We start from the raw sequence: 14,911 nt of genomic DNA on the forward strand, positions 1-14,911 counted from the left end.
ACGCCCCTTGTAACGGGTGATTCATTTAGGAATAGCAATGAAATTAAAAACTTTATTAAAAGCGACCGCACTTTTGACGGTGGCGGCATTAGTGGCGTGTTCCGGCAATGCACCGAAAAAATCCAATGTAGGTGTGAAAGCGGGAACTGCGGCAATGACTTTGGAAGATTACAAAAGATTGGGCGCGGTGTATGAGGGGCGTTCTTATTCCGGTTTATCCTTAATTCCGGTATCTCGGGTAGAAAACCAAAGTGCGGTCATAAATCAAGGCGATTTTTTAACTCAATTATACGAAGTTCGTCATTATTCCGGCAACTTAGTAAATCGTCACGCAGGTACGTATGGCAAAGTTACCAGCTGGGTATTATCCGGTGCGGATGTGTCAGAACTACGCAATTTTGGGATTAATTTACAACAACTAAGCGGTGAAGACGGCTATCAAAATGTATTAATGACCGGTTATTATATTCCTATTTTTCACGGTAGCCCGAATAAAACCGGCAAATATCAGCATCCGATATATGCAATGCCAAGCAATAAACGTTTCACTCGAGCCCAAATTTATGGCGGTGCATTGGAAGGTAAAGGCTTAGAATTAGCGTATAGCACTATGTATGATGTCTTTGCTATGGGCGTGCAGGGGAGCGGCTTTATGGATATGGGCAATGGGCATTTGACACACTTCGCTTATGGCGGGCAAAACGGTTATCCGTATGCGGCGGTAGGGCGTTTATTAGTGGAAGACGGTGAAATTCCAAAAGAGAAAATGTCTATGCAGGCCATTAAAGAATGGGGGGAACGCAATCCTTCCCGTTTTCAGGCATTGTTAGAACGTAACCCGTCTTATGTGTTCTTCAAGCGTGATCCGACGGATAAACCAAAAGGTGCGGCGGGCGTGCCGTTGATCAGTTTATCTTCTATTGCGGTGGATAAAAATGTTGTGCCGCTAGGCAGTATCGTATTGGTTGAAATGCCGCGTATTGATAGTGACGGAAACTGGACAGGTCAGCACGATTTACGTTTAGTGGTGGCACTTGATGTAGGCGGTGCGATCAAAGGCCAGCACTTCGATTTATATCAAGGTATCGGCGATAAAGCAGGACACACCGCAGGATTATTAAAACATTACGGTCGAGCTTGGATCTTAAAATAATGGAACGCACTGATAATTACGAACAACGATTCGGTGGTATAGCCCGTTTATACGGGCAGGAAGCACTTACCCGTTTACGTCAGGTTCATATTTGCGTGATCGGTATCGGTGGTGTGGGATCATGGACAGTGGAAGCCTTAGCACGCAGCGGTATCGGCAAACTCACGTTGATTGATATGGATGATATTTGTGTCACCAATATCAATCGTCAGCTGCCTGCCTTAAGCGGCAATATCGGCAAATTAAAAACCGAAGTAATGAAAGAGCGGGTGCAGCTGATCAACCCTGAATGTGACGTTGATATTATTGATGATTTTATCTCAACAGAAAATTTAGCAGACTACCTCAGCCGTGGTTATGATTATGTGATTGATGCCATTGACAGCGTGAAAACCAAAGCCGCAATGATAGCTTATTGCAAACGCAATAAAATCAAGATCATTACCATCGGCGGTGCGGGCGGGCAAACGGATCCAAGTCAAATTCAAATTGCCGATTTAAGCCGCACCATTCAAGATCCGTTGGCGGCAAAAGTGCGGTCGTTTTTACGCAAAGAATATCATTTTACGCAAAATCCAAAACGCAAATTCGGTGTGGATTGTGTGTTTTCCACCCAGCCGTTGATTTTTCCGCAAACCACGGGAAATTGCGGTGTGTCTGCCACAATGAACTGTGCTAACGGTTTCGGTGCAGCGACAATGATTACGGCAACCTTCGGTTTTTTTGCCGTATCTCGCGTGATTGATAAGCTTTTAGCAAAATAGGGGTTGCTTTTTTAATAAAAAGGACTAATCTTTACACCTTATTGATAATTATTCGTAAAACAACACAACAAAAGGAGTAAATTATGTCATTATTTAGCAAAACCGCTATCGCCAGCGCAGTACTTTCCGTTTCCTTTGCGGCAAATGCCAACGTGTTAACCACCATTAAACCGCTTGGTTTTATCGCCTCTTCTATTGCCGACGGTGTGACTGAAACGGAAGTATTGCTTCCTGCCAGTGCATCACCGCATGATTACAGTCTCAAACCTTCTGATGTACAAAAAGTGAAAGAGGCTCAATTGGTTTTATGGATTGGCGAAGATGTAGATGCTTTTTTGGAGAAAACCGTGGACGGTTTGGATGAAAAAAATGTATTAACCATCGCGGATATTAAGGGTGTCGAACCGCTTTTATCCGAAGGCAGCGAACATCATCATCACCATGATCACGATCATGATGGTCATGGTAAGCATGCGGATCACGACCATGAGAAACATGAGGCTCATGAACATCATCATGATCATGAAGGACACCATCACGGTGAACACGAATTAAACTGGCATGTGTGGTTCTCGCCGAAAGTCAGTGAATTGGTGGCAGAACAGTTAGCTGAAAAGTTGATTGCACAATATCCGGATAAAAAAGCATTGATTGCTCAAAATCTGGCTGATTTTAAAACGAATTTAACAGAGCAAAGTGCAAAAATCACGCAACAACTTGTCCCGGTTAAAGGGAAAGGTTTTTATGTCTTCCATGATGCCTACGGTTATTTTAATGAGACTTACGGCTTACAACAAACCGGTTCATTCACCATTAATCCTTTAGTAGCACCGGGCGCGAGAACTTTGGCGAAAATTAAATCGGAAATCGAACAGCATAAAGTCAGCTGTTTGTTTGCCGAACCGCAATTTACCCCGAAAGTGATTGAATCATTGCAAAAATCCACCGGTGTCCATGTTGGTACTTTAGACCCGTTAGGTGAAAAAGTAGCATTAGGTAAAAATTCATATGGAGCGTTTTTACAAAATATTGCCGACAGCTATATTCAGTGCTTAGTTCAATAACCTTGTATTGGTCGTATTAAATTATTATAGTGACAACATCCAAAATTGTTGTTATATTTGACAGGTAAGGGACATAATAATAAGAAAATTCCTATTTTCTCTATAACGTTGTCACTATATATAAATAAAAGTAAGAAAGGAAAAACACTATGGCAAAAGGACAATCATTACAAGATCCTTATTTGAATGCATTACGTCGTGAGCGAATTCCTGTGTCTATTTACTTGGTAAATGGTATTAAATTGCAAGGGCAGATTGAATCTTTCGACCAATTTGTTATTTTACTTAAAAATACAGTAAGCCAAATGGTGTATAAACACGCGATTTCAACAATCGTACCGGCACGAGCTATTTCACACCATAATAACAATGCACAACAACAATCTTATTCTCAACAACCGGCAGCCGTAGAACAGGCTGATACGGAAACTGAATAACGGTTTTAGTCACATTGAATAGTGTATTCTCAAGTGCGGTAGAATTTAACGAAAATTCTACCGCACTTCCTGTTTCTTCCGATTTGCCACAAACGGATAATGATAAAGCCATTGTGGTACATGTCTTTTTTTCACAAAATCGTGATTTTGATGATTTAATGGAATTTCAACAGTTGGCAGAATCGGCCAAAGTGGAAATTCTGCAAACCATCACCACCGCCCGTAGCACGCCGCAAGCCAAATATTTTGTGGGATTAGGTAAAGCCGATGAAATTGCCAAAGCAGTAAAATTGCACAATACGGATGTGGTGTTGGTAAATCACGGCTTAACACCGGCTCAAACCCGTAATTTGGAAAGCCTGTGCCAATGCCGCGTAGTGGATCGTACTGGGGTGATTTTAGATATTTTCGCCCAGCGTGCCCGTTCCCACGAAGGTAAACTGCAAGTGGAACTGGCACAATTAAAGCATCTTTCCACCCGATTAGTGCGACGTAAAACCGGCTTGGATCAACAAAAAGGGGCTGTGGGTTTACGCGGACCCGGTGAAACGCAGTTAGAAACCGACCGTCGGTTGATTAAAGTGCGTATCGCCCAATTGCAAAACCGTTTAACCAAAGTTAATAAACAGCGCGAACAAAACCGTCGCACCCGTCGAAAAGCGGATATTCCGACAGTTTCGTTGGTGGGCTATACCAATGCGGGTAAATCCACGCTGTTTAACGCCTTAACACAGGCGGATGTCTATGCGGCGGATCAACTGTTTGCTACTTTGGATCCCACCTTACGCCGTTTGCAAATTCAAGATGTCGGCACAACTATTTTGGCGGATACCGTTGGCTTTATCCGTCATTTACCGCACGATTTAGTATCTGCCTTTAAATCCACTTTGCAGGAAACCACGGAAGCGGCTTTATTATTACACGTGATTGACAGCAGTGATGCCCGACGGCAGGAAAATATTCTTGCGGTGGAAACCGTATTGGCTGAAATTAATGCGGACGAAATTCCAATGCTGCTGGTATATAACAAAATCGATCAAACGGAATTTACCCCGCATATTGAATATGACGATGAAAACCGCCCGGTTGCGGTTTATCTTTCAGCGGTGTCCGGTGAAGGATTGGATTTATTGTTCACAGCCATCACCGAATGGCTTAAAAATGAGATTCTGCAATTTAATTTAACCCTGAAATCACATCAAGGCAAAATTCGCCATTGTTTATATCGGCTCAATTGTGTGAGAACTGAAAATATCAGTGATCAGGGCGAATTTTTGCTGGATATTCAAATTGATAAGATTGAATGGCAGAAGTTGTTGAAGCAGTTTGATGAGTTAAAACTCTCTCCCGTAAACGGGAGAAAGTTTCTTAGTGATCCCAAATTGTAAAAAATCCCACCGCACTTTGTAGCCGCTCGCCGTAAAAGATCAACGGAATACGTTGCCGCTGCCAAGGCGGGACGGCGAGATCCTGCCAGATTTTTTTAATATCTTTATTAACGGATTTTTCCGTGAGTCTGACTTTGCCGGAATAACTAAAACGTACCGACATCGGTTGTTCGGCAGGCGGTAATTCAGAAACCAAATCACCTTGCGGACTTTGCCAAAGTGCGGTGATTTTTTCGGATGTTTTGTTAAGAATAAAACTGCCCAGATTGTCCGGCAGAACAATTTTTTTATTCCATTCCAACGGAATAGAAATTTCCTTTAAATCGGCAAACTGCTTGACTAAATAGAGTTTTTGTTGATAACGGCGGATGATTTGTCCGCCCAGCTGGAATTGCGGGTTACGGTCATTTTTTGCCTGAATCACATCGGTTAAAACTCGTTCTAATTGCACCGCACTTGGCATTAAGAGCTGCTGTTCTGCCAGCCACAGCCGCAGTAAGGCTTTTTGTTTTGCTGTTGAATAATCAGAAAATTGAGCAATAGTTAAAGTGCGGTGGGTTTTATCATAAATTTGACGAAACTCCTGTTGCAATAATTCATTGAGTAGCCGTTGCTGTTCAGCACAATGCGTAGCGGTGCGAGAAACCGCTTGGTCGAAATACGGCCAACGTTCGCGAAGTTGTGGCAAAACTACATTACGTAAGAAATTGCGATCATAGTAGCTATTCTCATTACTTTCATCGTTTACCCAAGTCAGTTTTTCTGCAACGGCATAATCTTCTAATTGGGAACGGGAAACGGACAATAAAGGGCGAAAAACCGACACATTATACACCACACTTTGCACCGCCATTGCGGATAATCCTTGCACACCGCTACCGCGTTTTAGTGCCAGTAAAAAAGTTTCCGTTTGATCGTTTTGATGATGTGCGGTGACTAACACTTCATTTTTTTGCAAATGCTTTTGAATAGCCGAATATCGGGCTTCTCTGGCACCGGCTTCAATGCCGTTTGTGGTGTTGATTTTCACTTTTTCCACAATCAGAGGTACGGCAAGTTGTTCACAATATTGTTGGCAATGCGTCGCCCACTGATTAGCATTGGCACTTAACCCGTGATGAATATGAATAGCCCGCAGAGAAAAGTGCGGTTGTTTTTCTCTTAGTTTTACGAATAGCGAAAGTAGTGCCATGGAATCCAATCCGCCGCTTAATGCGATTAAAAAAGCTTGTTTTGACGAATAAAATTGTTGAATTTGCTGTTGTATTTGCGTAATTAATGGCATAATAATTCTCATTTCGGTTTATTGAGATTAGAGAGAAATCAATGAAAGTCATTTATATTATACTTGGTTTTGTTTGTTTAGGCTTGGGGATTATCGGTATTCCCACACCGGGATTGCCGGGCACGCCTTTTTTATTACTGGCACTGTTTTTCTTTACAAAAGGTTCGGACAGAGTTCACGCGTGGTTTATCCAAACGGATATTTATCGCAACCATGTACAACCTTTTGAGAAAAACCGCTCATTAACGGTAAAAGCCAAGGCTTATATTTTAGCTTTTGCGACTATCACACTGTTAATCGGCTTTTATTTTTCACCATTAATCGGGAAAATTGTGATTGCTATTTTGCTGGTGGTGAAATATTGGTTCTTTTTCTTTTGGATTAAAACGGCACCGCCCGTTAATGCAACGCAGGCAAATCAATCACCCGATCCGCAAGTGTAGCGGAAAATGCCAAATCATGACAGGCCACCAACATTGGCAGCTCTAACTGTTGCAAAAGTGCGGTTAATTTTGCGATATTTTTACTGTCCAACCCGTTGGTGGGTTCATCTAATAACAAAATTTTGGGCCGCATGGCTAATACGCCCGCAAGGGCGGTAAAATTTTTCTCACCGCCGGATAATAAATTCACCGGACGATCCTGTAAATGTTCAATGCCCAGTTGAACTAAGTGTTGATAGGCGATTTCTTTTGCTTCCCGTTCCGTTTTTCCCTGATTTTGCGGACCGAATGCCACATCGTCCAACACGGTCGGGCCGAATAATTGATCATCGGGATTTTGAAACAGTAAACCTATTTGCGAACCACGGAAGGGTGTAAAATCTTGTTCTGTATGACAGCGTTGATCGAATAATTTAATTTCACCACGATGAATGGGAACAAAGCCGAGTAGGGCGTGCAATAAGGTGGATTTTCCCGTGCCGATTTCACCGTGTAAAAATACGCGTTCTTGCTCTTGCATACTGAAACTTAAATCATGGATAACGGGGCGATCATCACGTTGTATGCTGAGATTATTGACTGAAATTATCTTCATTTAAATTGAAAACCCCGTGCTTTCAATGCCATTTCTGCTTTTTCGGCTTTCAACATGGCGTGAATTAATAATAATACGATGCGCTGAGCATAAACTTTTACTGTGCGACGATCTAATTTGGGTTGGTAACCGCGAGCCCGCATGGCGATGTCCATTTTTCGATTAATTTCACCTAATAGGCTGATATAACGCACCGTTAAAATAAATAGCTGGATCAATTTTGACGGTAGCGGCAGTTTGGCGATTGCCTGTACTAAAATCACATCAGTCACATTCATTAAACAAAGCCATATTATGAATAAAATCAAATTCATCCGCAAGCTGATTAAAAGTGCCAGACGAATGCCTTCAGGATTAAATCCAATGCCTTGTCCGCTTATTTTCCAGCTCATTGTCAGCCAAATAAGCAAGGTAAATCCATTGATTGCCAGCCAGCGAAAAAAATAAGGTTTTAATGATTTTTTATTGAAAATTAAAGTTAGTAATAAGGTGATAATGGCTGCACAATTGAGTCCGATAAGCCAATCAATTTGTTGAATCGCACTGATTGCCAAACCGAAAAGAAAAGCATAAACCAACCGCCAATGAGGTTGCAACAATGATAGCAATAAAAAGTGCGGTGAAAAAACGGAAAATTTCATACGGTTTGTATAAAGGCTTTAGGATACATTTTTGTCAGCGAGAAAATGATCCCTACACTGATTAAGCTGTCCATTACAAATACCGGTAAATGGGAAATCAGCAATAAACCGATTAAATCATAATAACTTTTCCCGCCGTCAAACGCCAATACGAGCGATGCCAATAAGCCGGCACCGCCGACACCGATTACACCGGCACCGATTCCGGCTAAAAGTTGTTGCAGGCGGGAAAAGCCATTTTGTATTTTTGTTCGGAATAAATAATGCACAGCGACCGCAGGTAATGCCATTACGCATAAATTTACGCCCAAGACGGCAAATCCGCCAAAGGAAAAGAGCAGTAGTTGTAGCAACAGTGCGATAATAAATGCGGGAAAAACCGCCCAACCGAGAAATAGTCCGGCAATACCGTTTAAAATCAGATGCACACTGCCAATACCCACTGGCACATGAATAGTACCCGCAACAAAAAATGCTGCCGCAAATAATGCGGTGAGCGGTAGCTGCTGTTGGTTAATTTTGCGTAATCCTATTGCAATGCCGACAACGGCAATCACCGCACCGGTGAGCAAGGTAGCGGAATGTAAGACGCCTTCAGACAAGTGCATAATTACTCCTACTTTTGTTTGCGGGCGCCAAGTTCTTGTTTGGCACTAAACCAAGCCCATAAACCAAATAAACCCACAATATATCCCAGTCCGCCGATAACATCCCGCCAATAAATTTTATCTTTCAGTTGAGCGATATCTTCGCGAATTAAGGTTAGATCCATTGTGGATTTCGGGGAAGAGGACAACTTGTCCGCCACAATATTCACGCGATGACCTTCTTCACCTTCCACAACGATTTTGACGATGCCTTCACCTTGAAAATTCAGTGAAAAACGACCGCTCTTATCGGTTTTTCCGCTAATGACGGGTTCCTTACTTCCATTGACATAGGCTTCCACATAGGTTTCTGCCGCCGGTGTCATATCGGAATAATAAGCCTTTCCGGTAATGGTGTTGCCGTCAAATTGAGCGGTTGCATATAGGGCGTGAGCTGATACATTACCGCTAAATAGCATAAAAAGTGCGGTCAAAAAAACTAATTTTTTCATTATTTCACATCAAAGGTTAGCATATATTCAATAGAGCGGCTGTCATAATCCGTTGTTTTTACCGCTTCTTCAAACTCGGCCCACACTTTATTATAGCCTTGCGTCGGTGTAAATTCGGCAATACCTTGTGCGTTAGTGAGATTAAACGGATGATCTTCGCCCACTCCCACTTTAATACCTTCCACCGGTTTGCCGTTATGTAAGACTAAAATTTGCAGCGGCTTTCCTGCCTGCGGTTTGGTTTGTGGTACGAGTTCATAAGGTTGATTATGTGCTTTTAGTGCCTCATCGTTCCATTGTAAAATCCCTTTTCCCATTTTTAACGGATTTACGCTGAATTCTGCCGTAGGTTCTTGCTGTTTGGTTTTTTCCGCATAACGACCGTTTGGCAATTTTGACCAAACGCCATTATCAAATTGCAAAAAAACAATGGATGTTTCGGGGGCGGAAAAATAAGCTTCACCTGCGTTAAATTGCGGTTGAATATCAGTGAATTGCCCTTTAGGGGATAATGCTTGAATGGACTTGAGTTTATGCTCGGGATAACTTTCCGTTTCTTCATGGCCGAATTTTACTACATATCGATCTGCCTGTTCTTTCACCGGCTCCAGCCAAACATTATGGGCATTTGCCGTACAGCTTAATAACAATAATGAAAGTGCGGTTAGTTTTAACTTCATTTTTGCTTCTCCTTGCTATTGTTTAAAATGCCTAGTTATCATAAAATATGAAGTAACTTTAGGGTCAAGGAAAATATTTGAAAAACGTGAACAAGATCAAAAAAATATGAAAATAGGTCAATTAGCAAAAGCGGTGGGCTGCACGGTGGAAACGATCCGTTTTTATGAAAAACAAGGATTGTTATCCCATGCCGAACGAACAAACGGTAATTTTCGGGTATATAACAATGCACATTTACAACAGCTGTCTTTTATTTGTTATTGCCGAACGCTGGATATTTCATTGAATGAAATTAAGATGTTGATTAATTTGGATAAAGCTCCGAAAAATCAATCAAAAGAGATCAACGAATTATTGGATCGTCATATTAAAGACGTGGCAAAACGGATTCACGAACTGGATCATTTGCGTCAACAATTGATCCGGCTTAAAGGAAAATTTAAAGATAGCGACGGTGCGGATAATTTAATGAAAACCCTATTGCAGCACAGCGGCAGTTTTGTGAAAATTTAAATACAGCCGCCACAGCTGCCGCAACGCCAATCTTCCTTATTTACCGCTTGGTAAAATTGAAGCATAGTTTCTTCTTCCAAAGGAATATCCGCTTTAATGAACAAATCACTCAACCATTCCACGTTTTGCAGGATCCAATCGTCTTCCGTTAAACCTTCGCGGAATAATTCATCATCGGGATCCATGAAGTTATAAATGCCGTTGGTTCCCATATCATGTTCGCGTTGCTCTTCGGGCAACTCAAGAGCGGTGCCATTGTATGAAATTTCCCAATGTCCCAAACAAAGCGTATTGCCTTGCGAGGTCCAGCGGGCGGTAAACGGGTTTGACATCATAATTTCTCAATTTATTCCAATAATGCGGTTATTGTATGCCTTTCAAATGAAAAGACCATACAAAAATCGGGGTAAATATTTACTGAAAAATGACCGCACTTTAGGCTTTCGGTGCGTAACGAATTAATCCTTCCTGCTGGGTTGTAGCAATTAAATGCCCCTGACGATCAAAAATCTGTCCGCGAGCCAATCCGCGTCCGCCATAGGCGTTATTGCTTTCCAAGGCATAAAGTAACCAATCATTCAAATCAAATTCCCGATGAAACCAAATAGAATGGTCAATGGTCGCCACTTTCATACCGGTTTGTAAAAAACCGACGGAATGCGGATGTAGTGAGGTTAAGAGCGGATGAAAATCCGAAAAATATGCTAATAGACATTTTTGAATTTTTTGATCTAAAGGAACGCTACCGTTTGCTTTCACCCAGGCAAATTGTTCCGGCGGTAGTGCAGAGCCTTGGAACGGATTGTTCATATACTTGGTGCGAATATCAAAAGGGCGTTCTGCTGTGAATTTATCCCGCACCATTTCGGGAATTAATGGTGCCATTTTTTGTAGCACCGCACTCTCAGAAAGAAATTCATCGGCAGCAGCCACTTGCGGCATCACACTTTGATGCTCGAAGCCGTTTTCCGGTACTTGAAACGATGCCGTTACATGGCAAATCGCATCTTTATGCTGAATTGCTTTGATACGATAAGCGGTGAAATTTCTGCCTTCCCGCAACGTTTCCACATCGTAAATAATCGGATGCTGAGAATCTCCCGGAGAGAGAAAATAAGCATGACAGGAATGTAAAAGTCGATCTTGTGGTACAACTTGCTGAGCTGCGGATAAAGCTTGTGCCACTACTTGACCGCCGAACACTTGACGAAATCCAAGATCTTGGCTGCTTCCGCGAAAAAGTAAATCATCAAGTTTTTCTAATTTCAATAATTGAATAAGATTGTTTAAAACATCAGACATTATCGTATTCCTTTTAGTGCCGTTGAGTTCACATATTATAAAGCGTATTTTGAGCTGATAAAAGCCTGTATCGGTTATATAACTTTAAGGTAAATAACGCCATTTGGGCAGAGCATTGGAGTATTGTGGATTATTGGCGGATGTATTATTTCATTGAAATTAGGGAAATAACCACAGATAATAGTTCATCAAATTTTTGAAAATTTAACCGCACTTATGAAAACATCAAAACCTTTTAAATTACATTCTGATTTTAAACCGTCCGGCGATCAGCCGCAGGCGATTGAAAAACTTATCGAAGGCTTGAATGACGGGCTGGCTCATCAAACCTTGCTCGGGGTAACGGGATCGGGCAAGACCTTTACTATCGCCAATGTGATCGCCCGGCTCAACCGACCGGCAATGCTGCTTGCACCGAATAAGACCCTTGCCGCTCAACTTTATGCGGAAATGAAAGCGTTTTTTCCGGAAAATGCGGTAGAGTATTTCGTCTCTTACTATGATTACTATCAACCGGAAGCCTATGTACCGGCAAGCGATACTTTTATTGAAAAAGATGCATCCGTCAATGACCAAATCGAACAAATGCGGTTATCTGCCACCAAATCTTTTCTGGAACGCCGTGATACTATCGTGGTAGCTTCCGTGTCTGCCATTTACGGTTTGGGCGATCCCGATTCTTATTTGAAAATGATGTTGCATTTGCAGCAAGGGGCGATTATCAATCAGCGGCAGATTTTGGCTCAGTTGGCAGAGCTGCAATATACCCGCAACGATCAGGCTTTTCAACGGGGCACATTCCGCGTACGGGGCGAGATTATTGATATTTTCCCGGCGGAATCGGATGATAAAGCTATTCGGGTGGAATTATTTGATGATGAAATTGAGCGATTGGTGATTTTTGACCCGCTTACAGGAGCGAATTTTGGTTCTGTGCCGCGTTTTACTGTTTATCCGAAAACCCACTATGTCACCCCCAGAGAACGGATTTTAGATGCTATCGAACAAATCAAAGCAGAACTGGCGGAACGACGGGAATATTTATTGAAAAATAATAAATTGCTGGAAGAGCAACGCATTACCCAACGTACTCAATTTGATATCGAAATGATGAATGAACTGGGCTATTGTTCCGGTATCGAAAATTATTCCCGCTATTTATCGGGCAGAAATGAAGGCGAACCGCCGCCGACGTTGTTTGATTATATGCCGAGCGATGCCCTGCTGATTATTGATGAATCCCACGTCACCGTGCCGCAAATCGGCGGTATGTACCGTGGTGACCGTTCTCGTAAAGAAACGCTGGTGGAATACGGCTTCCGTTTGCCGTCCGCTTTGGATAACCGCCCGTTGCGTTTTGAAGAATTTGAACGCCTTGCACCGCAAACCGTTTATGTGTCTGCTACGCCGGGACCTTATGAACTGGAACATTCCGGCGGTGAGGTTATTGATCAAGTGGTGCGGCCAACAGGCTTGTTGGATCCCGAAATTGAAGTACGCCCTGTGATGACCCAAGTGGATGATTTATTATCGGAAATCCGTCAAAGAGCGGAGCAAAACGAGCGGGTTCTGGTGACTACGCTCACCAAACGAATGGCGGAAGATCTTACGGATTATTTGGAAGAACACGCTGTCCGCGTACGTTATCTACATTCCGATATTGATACTGTGGAACGGGTGGAAATTATCCGTGATTTGCGTTTGGGTGAATTTGATGTATTGGTGGGTATCAACTTGCTGCGTGAAGGTTTGGATATGCCGGAAGTGTCGTTAGTCGCCATTTTAGATGCGGACAAAGAAGGCTTCCTGCGTTCCGAACGGTCACTGATCCAAACTATCGGCCGTGCGGCTCGAAATTTGAAAGGGAAAGCCATTTTATACGGCGATACCGTTACCAAATCAATGGAAAAAGCCATTAATGAAACCCAACGCCGCCGCGAAAAACAAATGAAATACAACGAAGAATACGGCATTATACCGCAAGCGTTGAATAAAAAAGTAGGTGAACTGTTAGATATCGGACAAGGTTCGGGTTATAAATCGAAAGGTAAAGCTAAAACAAAAACTGTGGCAGAACCTACCGCACTTTATGCAGCAAAAAGTCCGAAAGAGCTACAAAAACAAATTAAACGGCTCGAACAGCAAATGTACAAAGCCGCACAAGATTTGGAATTCGAACAGGCAGCCGCGTTACGGGATCAACTGCATTTATTACGAGAGCAGTTTGCATTGAGTGAATGATAAATAAAAAAGAGCGGTTATTTTCAACCGCTCTTTGCTTTTAATTAACCTTGATATTTCTTAAATACCAACGTTGCGTTTGTGCCGCCAAAGCCGAAGCTGTTTGACATTACGGTGGTTAAGCCTGCGTTTTCAACCAATTTGGTTTGGATGTTGCAGCCTTCCGCTTGTTCGTCTAGTTGATCGATATTAATGCTTGGTGCGATAAAATCATTTTCTAACATTAATAACGTATAGATTGCTTCATGTGCACCTGCCGCCCCCAATGAGTGGCCGGTCATTGATTTGGTGGAAGAAATTGGTGGTATTTTGTCGCCGAATACGGCTTTAATTGCACCTAATTCTTTTACATCACCTACCGGAGTTGAAGTACCGTGTACGTTTAAGTAATCGATCGGAGTATTTACGTTGGCTAATGCCTGTTTCATACAACGTTCCGCACCTTCACCGCTTGGGGCAACCATGTCATAACCGTCGGAGGTCGCACCGTAGCCGATGATTTCTGCGTAAATTTTAGCACCGCGAGCAAGAGCATGTTCTAATTCTTCTACGACAACCACACCGCCGCCACCAGCAATGACGAAACCGTCGCGGTTTGCGTCGTAAGCACGAGATGCTTTTTTCGGCGTGTCATTGTATTTGGTGGAAACCGCACCCATGGCATCAAATTCGGAAGCACATTCCCAACCTAATTCTTCCGCACCGCCGGCAAATACAACATCTTGTTTGCCTAATTGGATTAATTCCCAAGCGTGACCGATACAGTGTGCGGATGTGGCACAAGCCGAACTGATACTATAGTTGACACCACGGATTTTGTAAGGGGTTGCTAAACAAGCAGAAACGCTGGATGCCATTGTTTTGGTTACGGCATAAGGACCAATAGCTTTTACACCGCGTGGCCCGCGAGCCGCATCACAAGCGATTAACTGACTATGAGCAGAACCTGTACCCGCACCGATGATCAAACCGGTGCGATCGTTAGATACTTGATCTTCGGTCAAACCGGAATCTTCGATAGCTTCACGCATTGAAAGATAAGCATAAGCCGCGGCATCGCCCATAAAACGATACACTTTACGGTCAATATGATCTGCCGGATTCAATTTAATTGTGCCGGCAATTTGGCTACGCATGCCCATTTCAATAAATTCAGGTACGGTTTCGATACCGGATTTACCAGCTTTTAATGATTCCAAGACTTCTTGTTTGTTGTTACCGATACTTGAGATCACCCCAAAGCCTGTAATAACCGCTCTTTTCATATTTTATTCCTTACTTTATTAAAAGAAAATTTCAACTTAC

17 protein-coding genes are annotated in these 14,911 nt (G+C 42.6%); 8 read left to right on the forward strand and 9 right to left on the reverse strand.

Translation table 11 applies throughout. The features are described from left to right. The first annotated feature begins 31 nt into the window (after positions 1–31). The 5 genes from mltA (at position 32) to hflX (ending at position 4,806) form a co-directional block, all read left to right on the forward strand. Positions 32–1,153 carry a murein transglycosylase A gene (mltA, locus tag EDC44_RS00410; RefSeq protein WP_131974524.1) on the forward strand — a complete coding sequence of 374 codons (1,122 nt, stop codon included), beginning with the start codon at positions 32–34 and terminating at the stop codon, positions 1,151–1,153. Further along, positions 1,153–1,917: a tRNA cyclic N6-threonylcarbamoyladenosine(37) synthase TcdA gene (gene tcdA, locus EDC44_RS00415; RefSeq protein WP_165870205.1), complete on the forward strand. Its 765-nt coding sequence runs from the start codon at positions 1,153–1,155 to the stop codon at positions 1,915–1,917. The genes mltA and tcdA overlap by 1 nt, the downstream gene beginning before the upstream one ends. A gap of 80 nt (positions 1,918–1,997) precedes the next feature. Continuing rightward, positions 1,998–2,981, forward strand: a complete 984-nt coding sequence (znuA, locus tag EDC44_RS00420; protein WP_424275952.1) for a zinc ABC transporter substrate-binding protein ZnuA — start codon at positions 1,998–2,000, stop codon at positions 2,979–2,981. A gap of 149 nt (positions 2,982–3,130) precedes the next feature. Next, on the forward strand, positions 3,131–3,418 hold the full coding sequence (gene hfq / locus EDC44_RS00425; RefSeq protein ID WP_131974251.1) for an RNA chaperone Hfq: 288 nt from the start codon (positions 3,131–3,133) through the stop codon (positions 3,416–3,418). Between the two features lie 14 nt (positions 3,419–3,432). Continuing rightward, complete coding sequence (gene hflX / locus EDC44_RS00430) at positions 3,433–4,806, forward strand: ribosome rescue GTPase HflX (RefSeq protein ID WP_131974253.1); 1,374 nt, start codon at positions 3,433–3,435, stop codon at positions 4,804–4,806. Here hflX and tilS read toward each other — a convergent pair. After that, positions 4,787–6,091: a tRNA lysidine(34) synthetase TilS gene (gene tilS, locus EDC44_RS00435; protein WP_131974255.1), complete on the reverse strand. Its 1,305-nt coding sequence runs from the start codon at positions 6,089–6,091 to the stop codon at positions 4,787–4,789. The genes hflX and tilS overlap by 20 nt on opposite strands. A gap of 41 nt (positions 6,092–6,132) precedes the next feature. Between tilS and EDC44_RS00440 the strand changes: the two genes are divergently transcribed. Further along, a complete protein-coding gene (locus EDC44_RS00440) occupies positions 6,133–6,534 on the forward strand; it encodes a YbaN family protein (protein WP_131974257.1) in 402 nt (133 codons plus the stop codon). Here the strand turns inward: EDC44_RS00440 and EDC44_RS00445 are convergent. From EDC44_RS00445 to EDC44_RS00465, 5 genes are read right to left on the reverse strand one after another with little or no spacing between them, the layout of a single operon-like run. After that, positions 6,491–7,129, reverse strand: coding sequence for an energy-coupling factor ABC transporter ATP-binding protein (locus EDC44_RS00445; protein ID WP_131974259.1), 639 nt, complete (start codon positions 7,127–7,129; stop codon positions 6,491–6,493). The genes EDC44_RS00440 and EDC44_RS00445 overlap by 44 nt on opposite strands. Further along, on the reverse strand, positions 7,126–7,770 hold the full coding sequence (locus EDC44_RS00450; protein ID WP_207896663.1) for an energy-coupling factor transporter transmembrane component T family protein: 645 nt from the start codon (positions 7,768–7,770) through the stop codon (positions 7,126–7,128). The genes EDC44_RS00445 and EDC44_RS00450 overlap by 4 nt, the downstream gene beginning before the upstream one ends. Further along, a complete protein-coding gene (cbiM, locus tag EDC44_RS00455) occupies positions 7,767–8,378 on the reverse strand; it encodes a cobalt transporter CbiM (protein ID WP_131974261.1) in 612 nt (203 codons plus the stop codon). Before cbiM ends, EDC44_RS00450 begins: the two co-directional genes overlap by 4 nt. Before the next feature lie 8 nt (positions 8,379–8,386). After that, the gene (locus EDC44_RS00460; RefSeq protein WP_131974263.1) at positions 8,387–8,869 is read right to left on the reverse strand and encodes a carboxypeptidase regulatory-like domain-containing protein; all 483 of its coding nucleotides are present in this window, start codon (positions 8,867–8,869) and stop codon (positions 8,387–8,389) included. Next, positions 8,869–9,549 carry a DUF4198 domain-containing protein gene (locus EDC44_RS00465; protein ID WP_131974265.1) on the reverse strand — a complete coding sequence of 227 codons (681 nt, stop codon included), beginning with the start codon at positions 9,547–9,549 and terminating at the stop codon, positions 8,869–8,871. Before EDC44_RS00465 ends, EDC44_RS00460 begins: the two co-directional genes overlap by 1 nt. A gap of 106 nt (positions 9,550–9,655) precedes the next feature. On the opposite strand from EDC44_RS00465, the gene EDC44_RS00470 reads away from it, so the two are divergent. Continuing rightward, the gene (locus EDC44_RS00470) at positions 9,656–10,063 is read left to right on the forward strand and encodes a Cd(II)/Pb(II)-responsive transcriptional regulator (RefSeq protein ID WP_131974267.1); all 408 of its coding nucleotides are present in this window, start codon (positions 9,656–9,658) and stop codon (positions 10,061–10,063) included. On the opposite strand, the gene EDC44_RS00475 is transcribed toward EDC44_RS00470, so the two are convergent. Continuing rightward, positions 10,060–10,395: a hypothetical protein gene (locus EDC44_RS00475; RefSeq protein ID WP_131974528.1), complete on the reverse strand. Its 336-nt coding sequence runs from the start codon at positions 10,393–10,395 to the stop codon at positions 10,060–10,062. The genes EDC44_RS00470 and EDC44_RS00475 overlap by 4 nt on opposite strands. 103 nt (positions 10,396–10,498) lie before the next feature. Then, positions 10,499–11,365, reverse strand: a complete 867-nt coding sequence (gene tesB, locus EDC44_RS00480; protein WP_131974269.1) for an acyl-CoA thioesterase II — start codon at positions 11,363–11,365, stop codon at positions 10,499–10,501. Between the two features lie 216 nt (positions 11,366–11,581). Between tesB and uvrB the strand changes: the two genes are divergently transcribed. Then, a complete protein-coding gene (gene uvrB / locus EDC44_RS00485; protein ID WP_131974271.1) occupies positions 11,582–13,606 on the forward strand; it encodes an excinuclease ABC subunit UvrB in 2,025 nt (674 codons plus the stop codon). Between the two features lie 44 nt (positions 13,607–13,650). Here uvrB and fabB read toward each other — a convergent pair whose 3' ends face one another. Next, positions 13,651–14,871, reverse strand: coding sequence for a beta-ketoacyl-ACP synthase I (gene fabB, locus EDC44_RS00490; RefSeq protein ID WP_131974273.1), 1,221 nt, complete (start codon positions 14,869–14,871; stop codon positions 13,651–13,653). Positions 14,872–14,911: the final 40 nt, after the last annotated feature.

The organism is Cricetibacter osteomyelitidis, from assembly GCF_004340985.1.
Taxonomy (GTDB): domain Bacteria; phylum Pseudomonadota; class Gammaproteobacteria; order Enterobacterales; family Pasteurellaceae; genus Cricetibacter; species Cricetibacter osteomyelitidis.